The organism is Streptomyces durhamensis (genome assembly GCF_000725475.1).
Taxonomy (GTDB): domain Bacteria; phylum Actinomycetota; class Actinomycetes; order Streptomycetales; family Streptomycetaceae; genus Streptomyces; species Streptomyces filipinensis.
Genome location: NZ_JNXR01000030.1, coordinates 74,070 through 95,782, shown reverse-complemented (window position 1 = coordinate 95,782; position 21,713 = coordinate 74,070). Strand labels below are relative to the sequence as shown.

Annotated in this window: 17 protein-coding genes; 8 read left to right on the top strand and 9 right to left on the bottom strand. The window is 73.9% G+C overall.

Going from position 1 to position 21,713, the window contains the following annotated elements; all coding sequences use genetic code 11:
• Positions 1 to 2 precede the first annotated feature (2 nt).
• Entirely contained in the window at positions 3 to 536 is a 534-nt protein-coding gene (locus tag IO33_RS0134305; RefSeq protein WP_031172349.1) for a flavoprotein, read from the top strand.
• Here the strand turns inward: IO33_RS0134305 and IO33_RS0134300 are convergent.
• Positions 533 to 1,390 carry a hypothetical protein gene (locus IO33_RS0134300; RefSeq protein WP_051927127.1) on the bottom strand — a complete coding sequence of 286 codons (858 nt, stop codon included), beginning with the start codon at positions 1,388 to 1,390 and terminating at the stop codon, positions 533 to 535. The genes IO33_RS0134305 and IO33_RS0134300 overlap by 4 nt on opposite strands.
• A 143-nt stretch (positions 1,391 to 1,533) precedes the next feature.
• Complete coding sequence (locus tag IO33_RS0134295) at positions 1,534 to 2,409, bottom strand: endo alpha-1,4 polygalactosaminidase (protein WP_031172344.1); 876 nt, start codon at positions 2,407 to 2,409, stop codon at positions 1,534 to 1,536.
• A 139-nt stretch (positions 2,410 to 2,548) separates the two neighbouring features.
• Here IO33_RS0134295 and IO33_RS0134290 point away from each other — a divergent pair, with 139 nt between their 5' ends.
• A complete protein-coding gene (locus tag IO33_RS0134290; protein WP_031172342.1) occupies positions 2,549 to 3,517 on the top strand; it encodes an aldo/keto reductase in 969 nt (322 codons plus the stop codon).
• A gap of 389 nt (positions 3,518 to 3,906) precedes the next feature.
• Positions 3,907 to 6,279 carry an RICIN domain-containing protein gene (locus IO33_RS48145; RefSeq protein ID WP_078964007.1) on the top strand — a complete coding sequence of 791 codons (2,373 nt, stop codon included), beginning with the start codon at positions 3,907 to 3,909 and terminating at the stop codon, positions 6,277 to 6,279.
• Position 6,280: 1 nt separating this feature from the next.
• On the opposite strand, the gene IO33_RS0134275 is transcribed toward IO33_RS48145, so the two are convergent.
• The 5 genes from IO33_RS0134275 to IO33_RS0134255 form a co-directional block, all read right to left on the bottom strand.
• Entirely contained in the window at positions 6,281 to 6,772 is a 492-nt protein-coding gene (locus IO33_RS0134275) for a universal stress protein (RefSeq protein ID WP_031172339.1), read from the bottom strand.
• Between the two features lie 30 nt (positions 6,773 to 6,802).
• A complete protein-coding gene (locus IO33_RS0134270) occupies positions 6,803 to 8,056 on the bottom strand; it encodes an SLC13 family permease (protein ID WP_051927126.1) in 1,254 nt (417 codons plus the stop codon).
• 63 nt (positions 8,057 to 8,119) lie between these two features.
• On the bottom strand, positions 8,120 to 9,364 hold the full coding sequence (locus tag IO33_RS0134265) for a polysaccharide deacetylase family protein (RefSeq protein WP_209438960.1): 1,245 nt from the start codon (positions 9,362 to 9,364) through the stop codon (positions 8,120 to 8,122).
• A 194-nt stretch (positions 9,365 to 9,558) separates the two neighbouring features.
• Positions 9,559 to 10,254, bottom strand: a complete 696-nt coding sequence (locus tag IO33_RS0134260; RefSeq protein WP_031172334.1) for a DUF4232 domain-containing protein — start codon at positions 10,252 to 10,254, stop codon at positions 9,559 to 9,561.
• 152 nt (positions 10,255 to 10,406) lie between these two features.
• Positions 10,407 to 11,798, bottom strand: a complete 1,392-nt coding sequence (locus IO33_RS0134255) for a serine/threonine-protein kinase (protein WP_031172332.1) — start codon at positions 11,796 to 11,798, stop codon at positions 10,407 to 10,409.
• Between the two features lie 47 nt (positions 11,799 to 11,845).
• On the opposite strand from IO33_RS0134255, the gene IO33_RS0134250 reads away from it, so the two are divergent.
• Entirely contained in the window at positions 11,846 to 12,394 is a 549-nt protein-coding gene (locus IO33_RS0134250) for an RNA polymerase sigma factor (RefSeq protein WP_031172330.1), read from the top strand.
• 20 nt (positions 12,395 to 12,414) lie between these two features.
• On the opposite strand, the gene IO33_RS0134245 is transcribed toward IO33_RS0134250, so the two are convergent.
• Entirely contained in the window at positions 12,415 to 14,796 is a 2,382-nt protein-coding gene (locus IO33_RS0134245; RefSeq protein ID WP_031172327.1) for a SpoIIE family protein phosphatase, read from the bottom strand.
• Between the two features lie 266 nt (positions 14,797 to 15,062).
• On the opposite strand from IO33_RS0134245, the gene IO33_RS0134240 reads away from it, so the two are divergent.
• Positions 15,063 to 18,170 (top strand): glycoside hydrolase family 2 TIM barrel-domain containing protein, encoded by a 3,108-nt coding sequence (locus IO33_RS0134240; protein WP_031172325.1) that lies wholly within the window; start codon positions 15,063 to 15,065, stop codon positions 18,168 to 18,170.
• A 25-nt stretch (positions 18,171 to 18,195) separates the two neighbouring features.
• Here the strand turns inward: IO33_RS0134240 and IO33_RS0134235 are convergent, their stop codons facing one another.
• On the bottom strand, positions 18,196 to 18,705 hold the full coding sequence (locus tag IO33_RS0134235) for a methylated-DNA--[protein]-cysteine S-methyltransferase (protein WP_031172323.1): 510 nt from the start codon (positions 18,703 to 18,705) through the stop codon (positions 18,196 to 18,198).
• A 176-nt stretch (positions 18,706 to 18,881) separates the two neighbouring features.
• Here IO33_RS0134235 and IO33_RS0134230 point away from each other — a divergent pair, with 176 nt between their 5' ends.
• The 3 genes from IO33_RS0134230 (at position 18,882) to IO33_RS0134220 (ending at position 21,682) form a co-directional block, all read left to right on the top strand.
• Entirely contained in the window at positions 18,882 to 19,121 is a 240-nt protein-coding gene (locus IO33_RS0134230) for a hypothetical protein (RefSeq protein ID WP_031172321.1), read from the top strand.
• A gap of 3 nt (positions 19,122 to 19,124) precedes the next feature.
• The gene (locus IO33_RS0134225) at positions 19,125 to 19,502 is read left to right on the top strand and encodes a hypothetical protein (protein ID WP_031172319.1); all 378 of its coding nucleotides are present in this window, start codon (positions 19,125 to 19,127) and stop codon (positions 19,500 to 19,502) included.
• A gap of 455 nt (positions 19,503 to 19,957) precedes the next feature.
• Positions 19,958 to 21,682, top strand: a complete 1,725-nt coding sequence (locus tag IO33_RS0134220; protein ID WP_031172317.1) for an RICIN domain-containing protein — start codon at positions 19,958 to 19,960, stop codon at positions 21,680 to 21,682.
• The last annotated feature ends 31 nt before the right edge of the window (positions 21,683 to 21,713 follow it).

The following is a 21,713-nucleotide window of genomic DNA, read 5'->3' as shown; positions in this document are numbered from 1 at the left end:
GGATGACCGAACAGGCCGAGAAGCCCTTCCTCTACGTCGTCGTGTGCGCGGCCGGCGTCGCCGCCGGCGTCAGCAAGCTGATCACCTGCGCCCAGGAACGTGGCTGGGAGATCGGTGTCATCGCCACCCCGGTCGCGATGGGCGGCTTCTTCGACAGCGGGGCCGTGCAGGCGCAGACGGGCCGCCCGGTCAGATCCGCCTGGCGCTCACCGGCCGACCCCCGCCCCTTCCCGCCGCCGGACGCCGTGGTGGTGGCACCCGCCACCTTCAACACCGTCAACAAGTGGGCGGCCGGCATCGCCGACACGCTGGCGCTCGGCACTCTGAGCGAAGCCGCCGGCCTGGGCGTACCGATCGCCGTCCTGCCCTGCGTCGCCGACGCGCTGGCCGCCCACCCCGCCTACCGGGACAGCCTGCGGCGGCTGCGCGGGATGGGCGTCCGCTTCGGCGACGCGTACGACGGCGCGCCCCGGCCGGACGGCGGCCGGGCGGACTTCGCCTGGGAGCGGGCCCTGGACCTGCTCCCGCCCCGCTAACGGCAGGTCAGCAGCGGTCCCGCCAGCATGCCTCCGGTCTCCAGGGCCTGGCCCTGCGGCAGCCAGTAGCCGAGCTTCGACACCACCGTGGAACACTTCGCCCCGACGGTGACGCGGACCGTCACCTTCTCCGGGTGGCCGGGCTGCAGTTCGGTCAGCGAGCAGTCCAGGGAGTGCGCCAGCCGGGTCTGCGCCGGGTACCGGCCGACCAGCGGGTTGACACAGCGCCGGTCGGCCGTGGCGATCCGCACACCGGTGCCCTCCTCGCCGATCAGCCCCAGCCGGGCGTTGCCGTCGCCCTGGTCGCTGTCCCGGCGGACGGTGAAGGTCAGCGTCGTCGTGGCGTTGCGGCGCAGCGTGGCCCGGTCGGCGGTGACGGAGTGCGTGGCCTTCGCCTTGGGCGTGGTCAGCGAGAGCGTGGTCTGCACCGTGCCCTTGAGGTCGACACCGGAGGGCGTCGACCGCACCCGTACGGTGGCGGTGATGTCGTAGGTGCCGGGACCGGGGTAGAGGCGCGAGCCGGGCAGCGTGCCGGTGTCGAGCGTCTTGCCGGCGTGGCGGACCGTCCAGGTGCCCTCGCTGCGGCAGGCGTAGCGCACCCGGACCCCGGCGCGCCGGCAGCTGGCCGGGGCCGAGATGGTCAGGCGCGGGGAGCCGGTGTCCGCGCACAGGCTGATCTGCGCCTGCTCACCGTGCGCGCCGCGCAGAGTGCCGGCGGCGGCGCACAGCGTGGCCGGACTCTCGGGCGCCGGTGCCGGTGCGGGGGCGGGCCGCCCCCAGGCCGGGGTGACGAGAGCCAGGGGCAGCAGGGCCGCTCCGGCCAGGGTTCTCAGGGTGGTGGGACGAGTCGGCACCGCGTTTCCTCCCGGCGGCCGAGACCGGCCGGATGCCGGTCGTCTGGGCCGAGGATGAGCCGACGGTACGACGATCCCCGGCTCCCACGCCGGACGGTCACCTGGGGGTACCAACGCGGCGGCCCGCAGCAGGCACCGGGCACTCACGGCCGGCGCACGCTGCCCCCGGCCGAGCGCCGGACGTACCCCTTGCTCCCCGGCGTGGACACGTCCCGGTCCCGTCGCACGATGCTCAGCCGGCCACCCCAGCGGGCGAGTGCCGCGCGCAGACCGGAGTCGGTGTACTCGATGTCCACGACCCGCTCGTCGAAAGCCTTCGCGTACACCCCGCACTCGTCGTACTGCCCGCACTCCTCCGCCACCGCGAAGTCCAGCCCGGCGCGCCCGCGTACGCCGGCCAGCTCGGCGGTGTTCTTCTGTGCGACGGCCAGGCGCCGGGAGTGCGCGTGCCGGGACAGCAGGGTCATGAAGGCGGTCGCGTCGGCCGCGGTGAGCAGGTGGCGGGAGCGGGTGTAGCTGTCGTAGTTGTCCGGCTCGACGGCGTCGTAGCCCTTCTTCGCGCAGCCGTCGATCCACCGGTCCACGCGCCGCGCCACCCGTTCCCGCTTGGCCGGGGTGCGGAGGTCGAGCAGGACCTCGTTCCAGTCCTCGTCGATGACGGCCCTGCCGCGCCGGTCGCGCAGCAGCAGGTCGGCCGGCCAGGAGGAGCGCTCGTCGGGCTGGGCCTGGAAGGCGTTGACGTAGCAGATGTTGTACAGCCCGGGCGCGGGGGAGTCGGAGCGGTCCCGGCTGACGATCCGCACGCCCTTCGGCGGGGGATAGGCGCCGCCGATCTGGTAGTCGAACCCCGCACCCCGCGGGGGCAGCCGCACCACGGCACGCGGGGAAGGCGCGTCCCTGTCACCGGAACCGCCGGTGCCGTCCAAAGCGCCGGAACCGCAGCCGGCCAGCACCGACAGGGTGACGGTCAGGGCCACGGCCGAGGCGCCCGCGGCGCGCACAGCACCCGTGGGGGCCACGTCCGCTCCGTCCTGCCCACGCCGGGCGGCGCGGTACCGGCCATGATCCAATCGTCCGCACGCTTCGGTCGTCAAGCCGGTGCCGGGCCACGCCGTACGCTCGTCGGTGACCATCGACCCGAAGGCAGGAGCAGCAACGATGCAGTACGTGAAGCTCGGTTCGACGGGCCTGGACGTGTCGCGGATCTGTCTGGGCTGCATGACCTACGGCCTGCCCGACCGCGGTGTCCACGAGTGGACCCTCGACGAGGAGGCTTCCCGCCCGCTCATCCGGCAGGCGCTGGAGGCGGGCATCAACTTCTTCGACACCGCCAACATCTACTCGGACGGCACCAGCGAGGAGATCGTCGGCAAGGCCCTGCGCGACTTCGCCCAGCGCGACGAGATCGTGCTGGCCACCAAGGTGAACGGCCGCACGCGGCCGGGCCCCAACGGGGCCGGGCTGTCCCGCAAGGCCATCATGGCCGAGATCGACCACAGCCTGCGCCGGCTCGGCACCGACTACGTCGACCTCTACCAGATCCACCGCTACGACCACGCCACCCCCGTCGAGGAGACGATGGAGGCGCTGCACGACCTGGTCAGGGCGGGCAAGGTCCGCTACATCGGGGCCAGTTCGATGTACGCCTGGGAGTTCGCCAAGCTGCAGTACACCGCCGAGCGGCACGGCTGGACGAAGTTCGTGTCCATGCAGAACCACTACAACCTGCTCTACCGCGAGGAGGAGCGGGAGATGCTGCCGCTCTGCGCGGACCAGGGCGTCGGCGTGCTGCCGTGGAGCCCGCTCGCCCGCGGCCGGCTCACCCGCGACTGGGGCACGGTCACCGAGCGCAGCGCGAACGACAACTTCGGCAGCCGCCTGTACCTGGAGAGCGACCGCTCGATCGTGGAGGCGGTCACCCGCATCGCGGACGACCGGGGCGTGCCCCGCGCCCGGGTGGCCCTCGCCTGGCTGCTGCACCAGGACACGGTGGCCGCCCCGATCGTCGGCGCCGCCAAGCCCCACCACATCGAGGACGCGGTGGGGGCCGTGGAGCTGGAGCTGACCGAGAAGGAGACCGAGGAGCTGGAACAGCCCTACACCCCCAGGGCGATCAGCGGGCACTGAAAGGCGCCGCGAAGGACTCAGTGCGGTCCGTGCGGCGTGAACTCCGTGCCGCACGGACCAGCCCCCCTCACGGCGCCTACCGGGGGCGAACGGCGGTAAAGGCGGGAAAAGGGACGGGATTCATTTGACCGCGCGTCAATAAGGAACGGCCTTCTCGAATTATTGTCGATAGTCGAAAGATCTCTTGTTCGTGCCTGTGCGACTGTGTAAAGGTGTGCACCGTCGGCGCGCAGGTACATCGCAATTCCGCGGTAAGCGCCAGGTCGCTCCCCGTACACCCCCCACGCTTCAAAAGAGCCGCCTCAGGTGCACGTTCGAGCAGCCCCACCGCCTTCCCATACCGATTGGTATGGACTAATTTCCGTATCACGTCTGGGAGGAATGCAGTCGTGAATGAGGCCGGCCTGTCGGACGAGCAACTGAGCGCCGAGCTGAAGAAGTGGACGGGAGGGACGCCCGCGCTCCACCCCGTCGGTGAACTCCTCGACCGGCACTGGGAAGCGGCGTTCGCCTACGCCCGGTTGTGCACGGACGGGACGCGGGCCGCCGGCATGCTCACCACCGCCGCCTTCACCCGGCTGTTCGGGGAGTCGCTCCGGCAGGTGGGCCCGACCGCCGCCTGGCGGCCCCATGTGCTGATCGCCGTCCGCCGGATCGCCGCCGAGTGGGACGCCGACGGCCGTCAGGAACTCCTCCACCCGGCACTGCGGTCCGGCCCCGCGGGTGAGAGTGCCGCCGCCCGGCTGCTGCCACCGCCCGGCCGGCGGCAGCTGTCCCGCGCGTTCCAGCGGGTACCCCAGATCTCCCGGGCCGTGCTGTGGCACACGGAGGTCGAGTCCGAACCGCTCACCGTCCCCGCGGCCCTGCTCGGCCTGGACGAGGAGGACGCCCGCGTCGAACTGCGCCGGGCCCGGGAACGGCTGCGCGAGGAGTGTCTCCAGGTCCACCGTGAACTCGCTGCCGAGGACGACTGCCAGCGGTATCTGCGCATGCTCGACGTGACGTTCCGGCGCGGCGGCGTCGACGTCGACCCGGATCTGCGCGAACACATGGGCCGGTGCGGCCACTGCCGCCGGACCGCCGACCAACTCGCCGCGTTCAACTCCGGACTCGGGCTCGCCCTCGCCGAGGCGGTCCTCGGCTGGGGCGCCGACGCCTACCTGGAGTCCCGGGCCGACCGCCCCGAGACCCCGACCGAACCGGCCCCACCGCCGTCGACGGTCGCACCCCCACCGGGAGAGGCCTTCTGGCCCGCCACCCCGCCCGGGGGCACCGGCTCCGCCGAGTCGCCGGCCGGGGCCGGTCCGGCCGGGGCCGGGGGCTGGGACGGTTTCGCGGAGCCCGCGCGTGGGGGTGGTTCGGGGGAGTCCCGGCGTCGGGACGTGTCTCCGGGGTCCGCACGGGGGCGTGCTTCCGAAGGGGCCGGGGGCTGGGACGGTTTCGCGGAGCCCGCGCGCGAGGGTGGTCCGGGGGAGTCCCCGCGCCGGGACGCCTCTCCCGCGTCCTTCGCTTCCGCAGGGGCCAGGGGCTGGGAGGCCGTTGCCGAGTTCATGCGCCGTGGCGGTACGGCGGAGTCCGTGGGCCGGGGTGGCTCCGCCGGTCCCTCGCGGCGGCGTGGCTTGACCGAGGAGACGGGCGGACCCGGTGCCGCCGAGTCGCCGGGCGGGGGCTGGGACGGTTTCGCCGAGCCCTCGCGCCGGGGTGGTCCGGGGGAGTCCCCGCGGCGGGAGGTCTCTTCCGGGTCCCGGCGGCGGCGTGGCTCCGCCGGGGCGGCGGATGGGGCCGGTGAGCCGGTGGGCGGCCTTGGCACTGATGACGTGCGACCTCGCGGCGCAGCGTCGGCCGGCGCCGGGGAGGGTGTCGTCTCCGGGCGTTCGGCGCAGCGAGCCGCCCGGGTGCGCCGTGCCCGGCGTCGCCATCTGGCCGTGGCCGTCGGCACCGTGAGCGGGCTGGTCGTGCTGCCCCTGGTGCTGTGGTCGGTGCTCGGCTCCGGCGACGGCCCGGCACCCGCAGGCGAGGGCACCGCCTCCAAGGCGCCGGGCAAGGACGCCCCCCGTCCCGGCGTGTCCTGGGCCGGGGCCCACGCGTCCGGCCAGGGCGCCCTGCACGGGCGGCTGCGCAACCTCGCCTCCGGCCTGTGTGTCGGCGTCGTGGGGAAGAGGCCCGTCAAGGGCGCCGAGGCCGAGCTCGCCACCTGCTCCGGGACAGCGAGCCAGCAGTGGACGTACGAGACCGACGGACGGCTGCGCAGCTCCGCGGCTCCCGATCTGTGTCTGGACTCCCACCTCGGCTACTCGGTCCGCCTCGCCCCCTGCTCGGCCACCGCCGCCGCCGGCCGGAACATCCGCTACGACTTCACCCTCCAGGGCGCCCTGATCCCCCGCTGGAACCAGGACCTGGCCCTCACCCCCGCCGCCACCGACGGCTCCGGCGCCCTGGTCCTCAAGACCCGTGCCGCCGGCACCGCGCAGCGCTGGGCCGTCGACACCGCCAAGCCGGATCTGCAGATGCAGAACGTCAACTGGGACAGTGAGAGCAGCCCGTCGCCCGCCGCCACCTCGCACCGGTCCGTTCCCCCGGCGACGCCCACGCCCACGGCCTCCCGGGCCACCCCGTCGCCCCCGAGCCCGACCCCCACGGCGACCGGTTCCGCCTCGTCGCCCACGCCGTCCGCCACGGTCGATCCCTGCTCCGCCTACCCGTACCCGTACTACTGCGGCGGGGGCCACGGGGGCTACCCCGGCGGGCACCACCACCGCTGACTCAGGGGTGGTGGTGCGGTGGCGGCGGGATCGTGCCCAGTCCTGGGGCCGGTTCCGGCCACACCAGCAGCACCGGGCAGGGCGCGTGGTCGACGGCGAACCGGACGGCCGGGCCGAGGCTCCTCGGCCCCAGCCGGGACCGGTCCCCGTCCCGGGCCAGCACCAGCAGATCGGCGCCCTCGGCGGCGGCCACCACCTCCCGTTCGACCCGGCCCGCCCGCTCCTCGCGCGCACAGGGCCGGCCCAGCCGCTCCGCCGCCGCGTCCAGCAGCTCGGCCGCCGAACTCCCGCCGAGCGTCTCGACGAGATCACCCGGGTCCCGCTCCGGATGCCCGCGCCCGAGGAGCCCGGCGAAGGCGCCGTGCGCCAGCCCCGGCACCTCGGGCCCGCTGATGTGCAGCAGCACCACCTCGGCGGAATCCGGCGCATGGCCGCGCACGGCGTCCACACAGGCGGGCCAGGTGCCCTCGACGAGCCAGGCGATCACACGCATCCGGTCGGCCTCCCTCGGCGTGCCCGAACCTCAGAGAACCTGCAGCGATCCCCACAGTGCCACCACCGCGACGGCGAGGCAGCACGGCACGGCGAGCAGGCCCAGCCGGGTGAACTCCCCGAGGTCCACCTCGTGCTCGTGCTGGTGCACGATCCGCCGCCACAGCAGCGTCGCCAGCGACCCGGCGTACGTCAGATTGGGGCCGATGTTCACGCCGAGCAGCACCGCCAGCACCGCGCCCGGCCCGGCCGGCGCGGCCAGCGGCAGCAGCACCAGCACCGCGGGCAGGTTGTTGATGAGGTTCGCCAGGACGGCGGCCAGCGCGGCGATCCCGAGCAGCGCGGGCAGTCCGGTGCCGCCCGGCAGGACATGCCCGAGCACGTCCGCGAGCCCGTTGTCGACGACCGCCCGCACCACGATGCCCAGGGCCAGGACGAACGCCAGAAAGGCCGGAGCCGCCGCCCGTACGACGGCCGACGGGGTCGCCTTCCGCCGTACCAGCGCCCGTCCCGCGAGCACCAGCGCGCCCGCCGCCGCCACCCAGGCCGGCTCCACGCCGAACGCCGACGCCACCACGAACCCCGCCAGCGTGCAGGCGACGGTCACCAGCGCGAACAGCGGCGGACGCGGCGCCTCGCCGGTGTCCCGGCCCGCTGGTGCCGCCGCCGCGAGGTCACGGGCGAAGAACCGGCGGAACACCAGGTATTCGGCGCCGATCGCCACCAGCCACGGCAGGGCCATCAGCGCCGCGAACCGGGTGAAGCTCAGCCCGCTCGCCGCGAACGCCAGCAGGTTCGTCAGATTGGACACCGGCAGCAGCAGCGACGCCGTGTTCGACAGATGCGTGCAGGCGTACACATGCGGTTTCGGCCGTACGCCGGTCCGCGTGGCCGTGGCGAACACCACCGGTGTCAGCAGCACGATCGTGGCGTCCAGGCTGAGCACGGCGGTGATGGCGGACGCCAGCGCGAAGACCGCCGCCAGCAGCCGCACCGGGCGGCCCCGCGCCCACCGGCCCATCCACGCCCCGCACGCCTGGAACAGGCCCTCCACATCACAGAAGTGGGCGAGCACCAGCACCGCCGCGAGGAACCCGACCACCGGGCCGAGGCGCTCCGCCTCGGCCCGCGCGTGGTCCAGCGAGATCGCGCCGGTGGCGATCGCGATGCCGGCGGCGGGTACGGCCATGACCGCCTCCGGCCACCCGAAGGGCCGTACGACGGCCCAGGCGAGCACGGCGACGAGCAGCACGGCGGACAGCGCTTCGGCGAGCGGGGCGTTCAGGGCGGGTCCTTCCGGAGGCGATCAAGAGGTGCCCGCCCATGAAAACAGACGATGCCGGACGAGCTACGAGGACGTGCTGCCCGCCGGACCCAGGAACTCCGCCCAGCCGCCCGCCGGAGCCTGCCCGGGCACCAGGGTGCGCAGCTTGCGCAGCACCGCCGGGTCCTGCGCCTCCAGCCACGCCACGAGCTGCTTGAAGGACACGAAGCGCACGTCGTCGCCGTAGGCGGCCATCTTCCCGATCGCCTCCTCGACGGCGTCCATGTAGATGCCGCCGTTCCAGCGCTCGAAGTGGTTGCCGATGAAGAAGGGGGCGCGGTTCGTCGTGTACGCCCGCTGGAAGCCGGCGACATAGGCGTCGCGGGCCTGGGCGCGCCAGGCGTCGTACTGGGCGCGGTCGCCGTTCGGGTTGCCGCCGGACTGGTTGAACATCATGTTGTAGTCCATCGACAGCACCTGGAAGTTGTGCCCGGGGAAGGGTATGGACTGCAGCGGGAAGTCCCAGATCTTCCCGCCCTGCACCTTGCCCGGCCAGATCTGGAGTCCGCCGGGGGAGCTGGCGTCGTACTTCCAGCCGAGGGCCGCGGCCGTGGGCAGCAGGTTGGACTGGCCCTCCAGGCACGGGGTGCGGCCGCCCGCCAGTTCCTTGCGGTAGTCGAAGGGCAGCGGCTCCAGGTCGGTGAAGCCGGTGTTGGTCTTCCACCTGGTCACGAAGTCGACCGCCTGGTCTATCTCGCTGCGCCACTCGGCCGGGGACCAGTTGCGCACGCCGCTCGTGCCGCAGAAGTGCCCGTTGAAGTGGGTGCCGATCTCGTGGCCGTCCAGCCAGGCCGCGCGGACCTGCTGGAGGGTGGCGTGGATGTGCCGGTCGGCGAGGTAGCCGATGGCGGAGGCGCCGACCGGGTGCTGCGGCGGACGGTACAGGTGCTTCTTGGACTCGGGTAGCGTGTAGATGCCGCTGAGGAAGAACGTCATCTTGGCGCCGTGGTCGGTGGCCACCTTGCGGAACCGGGAGAACAGGTTGTTGCTCAGCTCGCCCGCGCCGTCCCAGGAGAACACCACGAACTGCGGCGGCTTCTGGCCCGGCTTCAGCCGCTCGGGCTTCGGCTGGTGCGGCTGGGCGCCGGTGTCGGCGGTGGAGCCGTCGCCGATCGGCTTCGCCGGCCGGGCCTGGGCGGTGCCCTTGCCGTCCGCCGGGTCGGGGCCGTCGACCGAGAGGCCGGTCCCGGAGGAGCACGCGGCCAGCGTGCCCAGGGCGCCCGCCGCCGCGCCCGCCGTCAGCACCTGCCTGCGTGAGATCCCGCTCATCTTCTCCCCGATTTCCTCGTCATGGCCCAGGGGGCCTGCTCGCCGGTGTGGGTCGAGGGGTTCGATGACGGGGCTCTGCGGAAAGATCGCGGCCTGCGGGGCCTGTTGCCGTCCTGTGACAGTTGTGGCGCGCTCATGACGAACCCCGCTGCCGGGGGCGGGCAGCGGGGTTCGTCCCGGGGTGTCGGTGCGGGTCAGGGAGCGGTGCCGGGGCTCAGCACCGACAGGAAGACCGACGAGGAGGAGCCGGAGACGGGCACCGCCCCGCCCGTCCACGCGGCCTTCAGCGCGTCACGCTCGTCCGGCGGCGTGATCAGCAGCGCGACCGGGGTGGCCGTCCTGGCGCCGCTGACACCGGGGTTGGAGAAGGTCAGCCCGGCCCAGGCGCTCTGCCCGGGCCGGAGGGTGATCGTGGTGGGGGAGCCCGGCTCGCGCCTGGGGTCCGGGCCGATCTGGGTGCCGGAGGCGTTCACGAACGCGGCGCCCGGATAGCCGTGCAGGGTGCAGGTCCGGCCGGACCTGTTGGTGAGGACGACCGGGAAGTTCTCCTGGCCGGCGCCCGGGTCGTCGCGGCCCACCGCGGCGCGCAGCTCGGAGGTGTGGCAGCGGGTGCTCGCCGCGGCCGTGGCCGTCGTAGCGCCGCCGCCCGCCGAGGAGGTCGTCCTCGGGGCGGAGGCGGAGGCGGAGTCGGAGGGCGTGGCGGCCGGGGCGGACGGCGGGGACGCCTGGCTCTTGGAGTCGCCGGTCGCCGGGGCGGCCGTACCGGAGGCCGTGATCGGTGGGTTGCCGTGGACGTCCTGGCCGTTGCCGCAGGCGGTCAGGAGGCCCAGCACGGCGACCGTGCCCACGAGCAGGGCCCCGTGCCGCGCGGACCGGGAGGTGTACACCATGTCGCTCAACACTCCTGGATGGTCACGGCACGCGAGGGATCGCGTGCCTGACGGCGCCGAGTGCGCCGTCCCGCACACTCCGATGCGCCGAACGCCGGAAAAGTTCGGCACGCAGGGATCTCTTCCCCGCCGCGACCGCCGCCAGCCGCGCGTCAGGTCACACTCAGCGAACGGAGTACCGCGTCGGTCGCGTCCCTGTCGCCCCGCTCGCGCACCTGCACGTACACCTGGGGCTGGGCGGCGCCGTCCGCCGGGTGCAGCGCGGATTCCGTGACCGAGCCGCCGTCCGGGCAGCCGCTCCAGGCCCGCACCAGGCCGCGCCAGTCCCCGTCGGCGAAGGTGCGGCTGCCCGAGTACCGGCAGCCGGCGTGGGCGAGGGCCTTCACCTTCGCGGTCACGTCGCCGTGCTCGCTCATCCCGACGAACACGCCGTTCACCGACTCCCCCAGATCGGACCACCGGTTCAGGTCGTCGGCGACCACCAGCCCCGGTTCATGCCCCGTGCCGAGCCCCAGCGCGCCCGGGTTCCAGCCGGAGTCGCGCAGCTCGCGGCTCCAGCCCGCCGGGACCTCGGCGACCACCCGCCCGGTCGCGTCCGTGACCCGCACCGCGTCCGAGGAGCCGCCGCGGTGGATCAGCACGGTCACCGCGGCCGCGGCCGCCGCCGCGGTGAGCACCGCGGCGACGGACAGCGTCACCGTGTTCAGCCGGCCGCGGACACCGTCCAGCCGCCGGGCGGCCCGGAGCGCCGGCGCGGCCGTCGCCAGCCGGTCCAGCTCGTGCGCGAACGCCTGCGCGCTCGGCCAGCGCCGCGCCCGGTCCGGCTCCAGGGCGCGCAGCAGCGCCCGCGCCACGTCCTCGCCGAGGTCCGGCCGCAGCCGCCCGGGCGGGACGACCCGCCCCGGCGGCCCCGGGACGCTCCCGGTGACCAGCTCGTAGCCGACCGCGCCCAGGCTGTAGACGTCGGCACGCTCGTCTATGCCCTCGCCGGGCTCGGCCTGCTCCGGCGGCTGGTAGCCCGCCGAGCCCGCGGCCAGCGTGAGCACGGAGGCCTGTGCGAGGCTCTTGGCGAGTCCCAGGTCGGCCAGCAGCACCCGCCGGGTGCCGTCCGGGGCGGTGTGCAGCAGCACGTTGGTCGGCTTGATGTCGCGGTGCACGATGCCCGCCTCGTGCAGCGCGGCGGCGGCCCGGGCGGCCTCCGCCGTCAGCGCGAGCGCGTGGCCCACCGGGAGCGGGCCGCCCGTCAGCAGGCCGGCGAGGGTGCCGCCGTCGGCGTACTCCATCACGAAGTACGGCCGGCCGTCGGGGAGTTCACCGATGTCGTAGACCTGGACCACGCGGCTGGAGCCGGCCCGGCGCAGCAGCCGCGCCTCGGACAGGAAGCGGTCCCTGATGTCGAGCCGGTGGGCCCAGTTCTCGGCGAGGACCTTCACCGCGACCGGAGCCTCGAGCTCGTCGTCGTGGGCGAGCCACACCGTGGCGAAGGCGCCGGTGCCCAGCGGCCGTTCGAGGCGGTAGCGGCCGATCCGCTCCAGGGAGTGCATACGACTATCATGCCTGGCCTGAGATCGACTTGGAGGAGGGCCCGTCCGTGCTGGACCAGGTGCCTGTGGAAGACCTCGCCCGGCGGGCCGCCGCCGGCGACAGTGCGGCCCTGGACCGGCTGCTCACCGAGATCCGGCCGGAGGTCCTGCGCCGCTGCGGGCGCTTCCTGCCCTGCCGGGAGGACGCCGAGGAGGCCGCGCAGGACGTGCTGCTCCAGGTGGCCCGGTACATCTCCCGCTTCGAGGGCCGCAGCCGCTTCAGCACCTGGCTGTACACGGTGGTCGCCAACTGCTGCCGCCAGAAGTACCGGGAGCTGAAGCGGCGGGCCGCCGAGCAGCCGGCCGCGATCGAGCCCTCGTACGCCGTCGACCCGCGGACCACCAGCGTCATCGCCGGGTCCCGGGTGGACCTGCTGGAGGCGCTGGACCGGCTGGAGCGGACGCATCCGCACCTGGTCGCGCCGCTGGTGTACCGGGACATCTGCCAGCTGGACTACGCCGAGGTCGCCGAGCGCGTCGGCATCCCGCTCGGCACCCTCAAGTCCCGCCTGCACGAGGCCCGCAAACAGGTACGGCCCTGGCTGGCGGGCGGCTGAGGCCGTCCGCGGACGCGGACCTACCGGTCCTCCTCGAAAAGGGACAGTTCCGCCCAGATGGTCTTGCCCTCCGGGGTGTGCCGGCTGCCCCAGCGCTGGGTGAGCTGGGCCACCAGCAGCAGGCCCCGGCCGCCCTCGTCGAAGGTCTTGGCCCGGCGCAGGTGCGGGGCGGTGTGGCTGGTGTCGGAGACCTCGACGATCAGCGTGGTCGCGTCGTGGATGAGCCGCAGCCGGATGGGATGGGAGCCGTACCGGATGGCGTTGGTGACCAGCTCGCTGACCACCAGTTCCGCCGTGAACGCCGCCTCGCTCAGCGCCCAGGCGTCCAGCTGCTCCACGACCTGCTTGCGGATCGGCGCGACCAGCGCCGGGTCGGCCGGGGTGTCCCAGGTCGCCACCTGTGCGGCGGGCAGGCCCTGGGTGCGGGCGAGCAGCAGCGCCACGTCGTCGGGGGCGCCGCCCGGCGGCAGCAGGGCGTGCAGCACGCGGTCGCAGGTCGTGTCGAGGGAGTCCGTGTGCCCCGCGAGCGCCTCGTACAGCAGCTCACGGCCGGCGTCCCCGTCCCGTTCCCGGGACGTCACGAGCCCGTCGGTGTACAGCGCGAGGACGGTGCCCTCGGGCAGGGCGACCTCGGCGGACTCGAAGGGCAGCCCGCCCAGGCCCAGCGGGGGACCGGCGGGCAGGTCCAGCAGGCGCGGCCGGCCGCCCGGCCGCAGCAGCACGGGCGGCGGGTGCCCGGCGCGCGCCAGGGTGCAGCGCCGGGACACCGGGTCGTAGACCGCGTACAGGCAGGTCGCGCCGACCTCGCCGGGGCTGCCGTCGCCGCCGGTCTCCTCGGACAGCCGGATCACCAGGTCGTCCAGATGGGTGAGCAACTCGTCCGGGGCCAGGTCGATGTCGGCGAGGGTGCGCACGGCGGTCCGCAGCCGGCCCATGGTGGCCGAGGCCTCGACGCCGTGTCCGACGACGTCCCCGACGACCATCGCGACCCGCATCCCGGACAGCGGGATCACATCGAACCAGTCCCCGCCCACGCCGGCCCGCGCGGCCGGCAGATAGCGGGAGGATGCCTCCAGCGCGGCCGTGCGCGGCAGGGTGCGGGGCAGCAGGCTGCGCTGGAGCGCGAGCGCGGTCTCGCGTTCCCGGGAGTAGCGGCGGGCGTTGTCGATGCAGACGGCGGCCCGGGTGGTGATCTCCTCGGCGAGCAGCCGGTCGTCCGCGGTGAACGGGTCCGGACGCCGGTGACGTGCGAGGACCGCGACGCCGAGGGTGAGCCCGCGGGCCTGGATGGGCACCGACATCGAGGAGTGCATGCCGAATCTGCGCACCCGCTCGCCCCGCGCGCTGTTCCACGTCAGCCAGGGCAGCAGGTCTTCGACGGTGCCCGAGACGGTGATCGTGTGGCCCGCGGTCAGCGAGTCCGCCTGGGGGGAGCCGGCCGGGTACTCCTCGGTCTGCCCGGCTTCCCGCACCGCCTCCGGCACGCCGTCGAGGACCGACCGGTGGGCGGCCCGGCGCAGGGTGACCGGCGCGGAGAGCCGGGCCGGGGGCTCGCCGCCGTAGTCCTGCGGGTCCAGCAGGTCGATGGTGACGAAGTCGGCGAGCGCGGGCACGCACACGTCCGCGAGCTCCTGAGCGGTGCGGGTGACGTCCAGCGTGCTGCCGACGCGCACGCTCGCCTCGTTCACCAGCTGCAGGCGCTGCCGGGCGCGGTGGCTGTCGGTGATGTCGTGCGCGGCCAGGCACACCCCGCGCACCCGGCCCTGGGCGTCCCTGACCGGTGCCATCCGGGCGAGCCAGGCGTGGGCGCGGTCCTCGCCGCCGGCGCGCATGAAGGTCTGCACGTCCAGCGGCCGGCCCGTGGTCAGCACCTGGAGCATGCCCTGCTCCAGGTCGTCGCTCTGCGGCCGGCCGCCGATCTCCGTGAGCCGCAGCCCGCGCAGGCGTTCCCGCGGCAGGCCGACGACCTCGGCCATCGACTCGTTCATCCGGCGCAGCCGCAGCTGCGTGTCGTACACGGCGACCGCGCACGGTGACTGGATCAGGCTCGCCGCGGCGAGCGGGTCGTCCTCGGCGGGGGGTTCCGCGCCGGCCAGCGGGGTGACGACGAGCCAGTCGCCGCCGTGGCCGTCGTGCGGCGGCCGGCGGTGGGCGAGCAACCAGACCGCGACGGTACGGCCGTCCCGGTGGCGCAATCCGACCGTCCCCTGCCAGCGGGTGCCTCGGGGCAGGGCCAGGCGGTCCTGCCCCGCGAGCAGGCGGGCCGCGGGGCGGCCCAGGACGGCGTCCGCCGGGTGGCCGAGCAGGCGTCGGGCGCCCTCGTTCCACTCGACCAGCGTTCCGTCGTCGTCGATGACAGCCCGGGCCGTCGCCGCGTCGTCGAACGGATAGACCCGGCTCATCGTCGCCGCTCCCAAGCGCACACTCACAGTGAACAGGTGGCACCTCTCGTGTTCCAGCGTAGTGCTTCGGGGGCTCCCGTGGACCACAACCTGCGGCCGCCCGGCCGGTCGGTCGAACGCGGTCGCAGGGAAGATCCGGCCGATCTGCGGCCGAGGGCGGTCACGGGCTCCCGGACCCTTGACGATCGCGTGTGCCAGACCGTCAGAATCTGTTTGTTCCCGATCAGTTGTGAGTACTTCTGGGTCCCGATGAGGGGGAAGCCGCCATGACGGTCACGCGCCGATCGGTTCTGGTCGCCGCCACCGCGACATCCGCGGCCGGAGCGCTGCCGAGCATCCCGGCGGCACCGTCCGCCGACGCCGCCGAGGCATCCGCCGGGGCAGGCGGGCGCCACACCGTGCCGCTGCGGGACGGCTGGCGCTTCGCCCTGGTCGACCCGGGCGGCGTCACCGACCCCACCGGCGCCCACGCACAGGCCGCCGATCCCGGCTTCGACGACTCGACCTGGCGCGAGGTCGCGGTCCCGCACGACTGGAGCATCGAGCAGACCCCCACCACCGACCACGGCACCACCAGCGGCACCGGCTTCTTCCCGGGCGGCCTCGGCTGGTACCGGCTCGCCTTCACCCTGCCGCCGGCCTGCGCGGGCAAGCGGATCTCGGTGGAGTTCGACGGCGTCTACATGGACTCCTACGTCTACTGCAACGGCACGGAAGCCGGCCGCCACCCCTACGGCTACACCGGCTTCGCCCTAGACCTCACCGGCCTCGTGCACACCGATGGAAGCACGCCCAACGTGCTCGCGGTGAAGGTGCAGAACCAGCTGCCCAGCAGCCGCTGGTACTCCGGCAGCGGCATCTACCGCGAGGCCCGGCTCGTGCTCACCGAACCGGTGCACGTGGCGCGCTGGGGCACCTACGTCACGACCCCCGAGGTCTCGGCCGCCGGTGCCGTCGTCCGGGTCGCGACGACCGTGCTGAACGAGTCCGGCACCGGCACGGACGTCCAGGTCCTGTCCAGGATCACCGGGCCCGACGGCCGCACGGTCGCCCGCACGTCCAGCACGGCCGCCGTCTCCGACCGGGCCACGGAGACCCAGGAACTGACCGTCGACAACCCCCTGTTGTGGGACTTCGCCACCCCGCAGCACCGCTACACCCTGCACACCGAGCTGCGTGTCGCGGGCCGCACCACGGACACCCACCGGACCGGCTTCGGCATCCGCGACTACCGCTTCGACCCCGACGAGGGCTTCTCCCTCAACGGCACCCCCACCAAGATCAAGGGCGTCGACCTCCACCACGACCAGGGCGCGCTCGGCGCCGCGATCAACATCGACGCGGTCCGCAGACAGATGCGGATCATGAAGTCGATGGGCGTCAACGCCTTCCGCACCTCCCACAACCCGCCCTCTCCGCAGATGATCCAGGTGTGCGAGGAACTCGGCATCGTGATGATGGTGGAGGCCTTCGACTGCTGGCGGACCGGCAAGACGACGTACGACTACGGCCGGTTCTTCGACGAGTGGTGCGAGAAGGACGCCACCGAGATGGTGCTGGCCGCGCGGAACTCACCGGCCGTCGTCCTGTGGTCCATAGGCAACGAGATACCCGACTCCACCTCCACCGCCGGGCTCGCCATGGCCGACCGGATCATCGGTGCCGTCAAGGCCGCCGACGGCACCCGCCCCGTGGTCATCGGCTCGGACAAGTACCACGGTGTGCCCGCCACCGGCTCCCCGGCCGACCGCATGCTCGCCAAGCTCGACGGTCTCGGCCTGAACTACAACACGGCCGGGTCCGTCGACGCCCTGCACGCGAAGTACCCGCACCTGTTCCTCTTCGAGTCCGAGTCCTCCTCGGAGACCTCCACCCGGGGCACGTACCAGGAACCGGAACACCTCAACACGGGCGAGAACCACACGCCGGGCAGGCGGGAGGTCTCCTCCTACGACAACAACCTCGCCTCCTGGACCATGAGCGGCGAGTACGGGCACAAGAAGGACCGGGACCGGAAGTGGTTCGCGGGACAGTTCCTGTGGTCCGGCATCGACTACATCGGCGAACCCACCCCGTACGACGTCTTCCCGGTCAAGGCGTCCTTCTTCGGCGCCGTCGACACGGCCGGGTTCCCGAAGGACATGTACCACCTGTTCAAGAGCCAGTGGACGGCCGAGCCGATGGTCCATCTGCTGCCGATGAGCTGGAACCACGAGAACCTCGGGGAGGGGGCCACGGTCGAGGTCTGGGCGTACGCCAACGTGCCGTCCGTGGAGCTGTTCCTCAACGGGAAGTCCCTCGGCGTCCGGGAGTTCGACGTCAAGAAGACCACCGACGGGCGCGCCTACCTGGAGACCACCGAGGCCACCGGCGACGACAGGACCGTCACCGACGGTCCCTACCCGGGCAGTTACACCAGTCCCAACGGCAGCGCGGGCAAGCTGCACCTGACCTGGAAGGTGCCGTTCCAGCCGGGGGAGCTGAAGGCCGTGGCCCGGCGGGACGGCAAGGTGGTCGCCACCGACGTGCTGCGCACGGCCGGCCCGGCGCACGCCCTGCGGCTCACCGCAGACCGCACCTCCCTCGCCGCCGACGGCCGTTCGCTGCTCTTCGTCACCGCCGAGGTCGTCGACGCGCAGGGGGTGGTGGTGCCCGGCGCCGGGCACCTCATCACCTTCGACGTCGGCGGAGGCTCCTTGGCCGGGGTCGACAACGGCCGCGAGGAGAGTGCCGAGCGCTACCAGGCGAGCACCCGCACCGCCTTCCACGGCAAGGCCCTCGCCATCGTCCGGTCCGGTACGGAGCCGGGCCCGCTGAAGGTCACCGCGCGGGCCGACGGCCTGCGCACGGGCACGGTCGGCGTGCACACCACCCCGGCGCGCGAGACCGCCGCCACCCCCGCGCCCGTCTTCGGGCCCGACCATCCCGCGCCCGCCGACCACCCCTGTGCGGACGCCAGTTACTCGGGGCGCCGGGACACGCTGCCCGCCGCGATGCTGGACGGCGACCCGGCCACCGGCTGGTCCAACGCCTTCGTCAAGCCGGCCACCGCGCTGCTGCCCGCGTTCGACGGGGCCCGCGCCGGGGACTGGGTGTCGGTCGACTTCGGACGCGGCCGGACCCTCGACCGGGTGGAGGCCTCGTTCACCGTGGACGCCACCCACGCGCTGCCCGCCACGGCGGAGGTCGCGGTCTGGGACGGCCGTACCCATGTGCCGGTGACGGGCGCCAAGGTGGACTGGGCCACCGCCTCCGACACCCCGACCGTGATCACCTTCGACCCGGTGCGGGGCTCCCGCCTGCGGCTGACACTCACCAGCGCCCACCCGGGCGAGGCGAAGGGGGCGATCCGCATCAGCCGGCTCGACGTCTAGTGCTGCGGTCACGGGCCCGGCTCCCTCACACCAGGACCCGCTGCAGCGCGCCCTCGTGCGTGAGCAGCCACCGCTTGCGCTCGACTCCGCCCGCGTACCCGCGCAGCGCACCGTCCGCACCGATCACCCGGTGGCAGGGGCGGACGAGCAGCAGGGGGTTGGCGCCCAGCGCCCGGCCCACCGCGCGGAGTCCGGCGCGCGGCACGCCCAGCCGGGCGCCCAGCTCGCCGTACGAGGCCGTCGTGCCGCAGGGGATGTCGTCCAGGGCCTGCCACACCGCCCGCTGGAACGGGGTGCCGCCGGTGGTGAGCGGCAGCTCGAACCGGGTGCGACGCCCCGCGAAGTAGGCGTCCAGCTGCCGGTGCGCCTCGGCGAACGGCCCGTCCTCGCGGGCCTTCGCGCGGACGGCGGGCGCGCCGCGCTGTGCGGGCATGCCGAGCGAGGTGAGCGTCAGGCCGGACGACGCCACCGAGCCGGTCAGCAGCAGGTCGCCCAGCGGGCTCGGATGGACGGTGCTGATGGTGCGTGCGGTCATCGCAGTGCTCCTCGTGTCCCGCTGTGCTTTCTTTCGGTGCTGCCGAGTCTGCTGCGCCGGGCGCCCGGTGACCGGCGGGAACCGGACATGGCTTTCGCATCCCTCGGGTACCGCGGGAAAGTGCACTTGACCTGCCGATATTTACGCGCAAGTACCCGCGCGGTACGGTGAGGGGCATGCCTGCTCTCAACGTGGAGTTCAGCGAACGGGAACTCGAGGACCTGCGGCAGATCGCCAAGGAGCGCGGTACGTCGATGAAGGCCCTCGTGCGCGAGGCCGCGGCCGCCGACATAGCCCGGCACCGGGCCCTGCAGGAGGGCGCCGCGGCTTTCCGGCAGTTCTTCGCCGCCCATGCCGAGGAGTTCGCGGCGGCCTTCCCCGACGATGAACCCGCCGTGAAGGACGAGGCCGCCTGACGCATGCCTTCCGTCATCCATATCGACGTCCCCTGGCTGCTCCAGCGCCACGAGGAGGTCCTGCCCGACCAGCCCGCGGTCGACGACTTCTCCGCGCTGGTCGCCGCCGTCGCCCGGCACCGCGTGGATCCCCCGCGGCTCGGCGTGGACTCCGACCCCGCCTGGCGGGCCGCCGCCCTGCTGCACACCCTCGCCGTGCTCAAGCCCCTGCCCGCGGCCAACGCCCGCTTCGCCTGCGCGACCGCCGTGTCCTACATGTTCGTCAGCGGCGTCGGCATCGACCCGCCCTACGGCGCCCTCGTCGATCTCGCCCGCGATCTGATGTCCGGCAAGTCCGATGTCTACGGCGCGGCGGACCGGCTGCGGTCCTGGCAGATCTGAGCGCCCAGCCCGCCCCGGCCGGCGGGGGAAGCCGCCGGGGCCGCCGGCCGGAGCAGGATGAGAGGGGCCGCCGGCCGAGGGCGGGAGGAACGGGGCCGGCGGCCGGTCTCTCGGGGCCGACCCCAGTGCACTACCGGGCCGCACACCCCGGAAGCGTGCGCGGACCGCCCGGTGCGTGTGCACGCTTCACACGGGGCGCGTGACCTGACGAAAGGCGATGCGCGCGAGCGGCGAGCCGGCGGCATTCTGACTTTCTTTCAAAACTGCCGCGGTTGTGCGGGCGCCCTGTTGTTCGTGTGGAAGTTGTGCAAGGGTTGAAACGCCCGTGCGGGGGGTAAAGTCCGGGGTTCTTCCGGCACTTGCGGAACATCACCGGTAGAAATCCGGCCAATTGCCTCTTCTCGCACGCCGCAGAGATAAGCACCAACGCAGCACGCACCAAAGGAACCCGCTCAGTGCCCACCCCCCACCCCCCTCGCCCTCCTTTTCCGCCGCCCGGCGGCGACCCCGGGGAGTCCGACGAATTGCTTGCCGGTCCGCTGCGGGCCGGCTCCGACGCGGAGGGCTCACGGTCCGCCGCCCTGCTGATGGCCCGGCACTGGCAGCCGGCCCACGACTACGCCGTGGTCTGCCTGGCGCTGTCCGGGCCGCTCGCCCACATGGTCACCGCCACCGCCTTCCACCAGGTCCTCGGCCGGCTCGCGCTCGGCGAACCCGCCGAGGCGCTGCGGCCCCGGCTGCTGGTGGCGGTCCGGGACACGGTCGTCAACTGGTCCGGCACCGACCGGATCACCGTCGCACTGCCCGGCCTCGGGAAACCCGCCGGGGGCCGCGGGATGCGCGCCGCGAAGACCCTGATACCGGAAAACCGTGCCCTCTCCGACCGCTCCTTTCACGCCCTTCCCCGGCTTGAGCAGACGCTGTTGTGGCACACCGAGGTCGAGGCCGAGCCGATAACCGTTCCCGCCGGACTGCTGGGCGTGGACGTCGAGAGCGCGGCGGCCGCACTGGAGCAGGCACGGGACAAATTCCGCGAGGGCCTGGTGCGCGCCCACCGGGAACTCGCGCCCGGCAAGGATTGCCGCTACTACAACCGCCTGCTGGACGCGCCGATCCGCCGGGGCGGTGCCGGTGCCCTGCTGCCCGACGTCCAGGAGCACCTGTCCGCCTGCTCCTACTGCCGGCACGCCGCCGAGCAGCTGGGCCACGCGGACGCCGCCCCGGGCGTGCTGCTCGCCGAGGCCGTGCTCGGCTGGGGCGCCCGCCGCTACCTCGACTCCCGTCCCGGCCGCCGTCCCGGTCCCGCCCGCGGCCGCGGTGGTTCCCGGCGATCCGGCGGACGCCGGCGCGGTGGCGGCGGACCCGGCCTGCTCGCCCGCGCCGCCCTGCCCGGCGCCCGGCGGCGCGGCGACGGTGCGGCCCCGGACAAGACCCCGGGCTCGCGCGGCCGGCGCCGCGGCGGCGAGCCCGGGACGCTCGCCCGGGTCGCCGGCCCCGCCTGGTCCTCCAAGGCGCTGCTCACCGGGGTCGGTGTCGCCTCGGCCGGGCTGCTGGCGACCGTCCTCGCGATCAGCGTGTGGCCGGACGGCGCCGACGGCACCGATCCGGTGGCCTCCACCAGCGCCGTCCCCGGCAGCGCCGCCGGCCACACCCCGCCCTCCTCCGCCGCCGCACCGGGCACCGCGGAACTGCCCGCCGCCGGCCGCCCCACCCGGCTGCGCAACGCCGCCGCCGGCCTGTGCCTGGACATCGACGGCACGCCGAAGGCCGGGGCGAGCACGGTCCTCGCCGTCTGCTCGTCGGCACCCGGCCAGCAGTGGGTCCACGACGCCGACGGACTGCTGCGCAGCGCGGCCGACGCGGGGCTGTGCCTGGACTCGCACGCCGACGCCGGTGTGGTGATCCTCGGCAGCTGCGCCGACGCCGGCTCGCAACGCGGCGACGACGTGCGCTACGACCTCACCGCGCAGGGCGAGTTGGTGCCCCACTGGGACCGGACCCTCGCCCTCGCGACCTCCGCCCAGAACGCGGGCGCCGACCTCGTCGTCAAGGTCCGGGACCGCTCCGCCGGCCAGCGCTGGCTGACCGACACGCCCTCGGCGACCCCCGGCTCCCTCTCGGTCGCCGGCACGGGCGGTCCGTCGGCCCGGCCCGCGCGCCAGCCGGTGAGGAACACCTGAGGCACCGCCGGTGGCGGCCCGCCCGCCACCG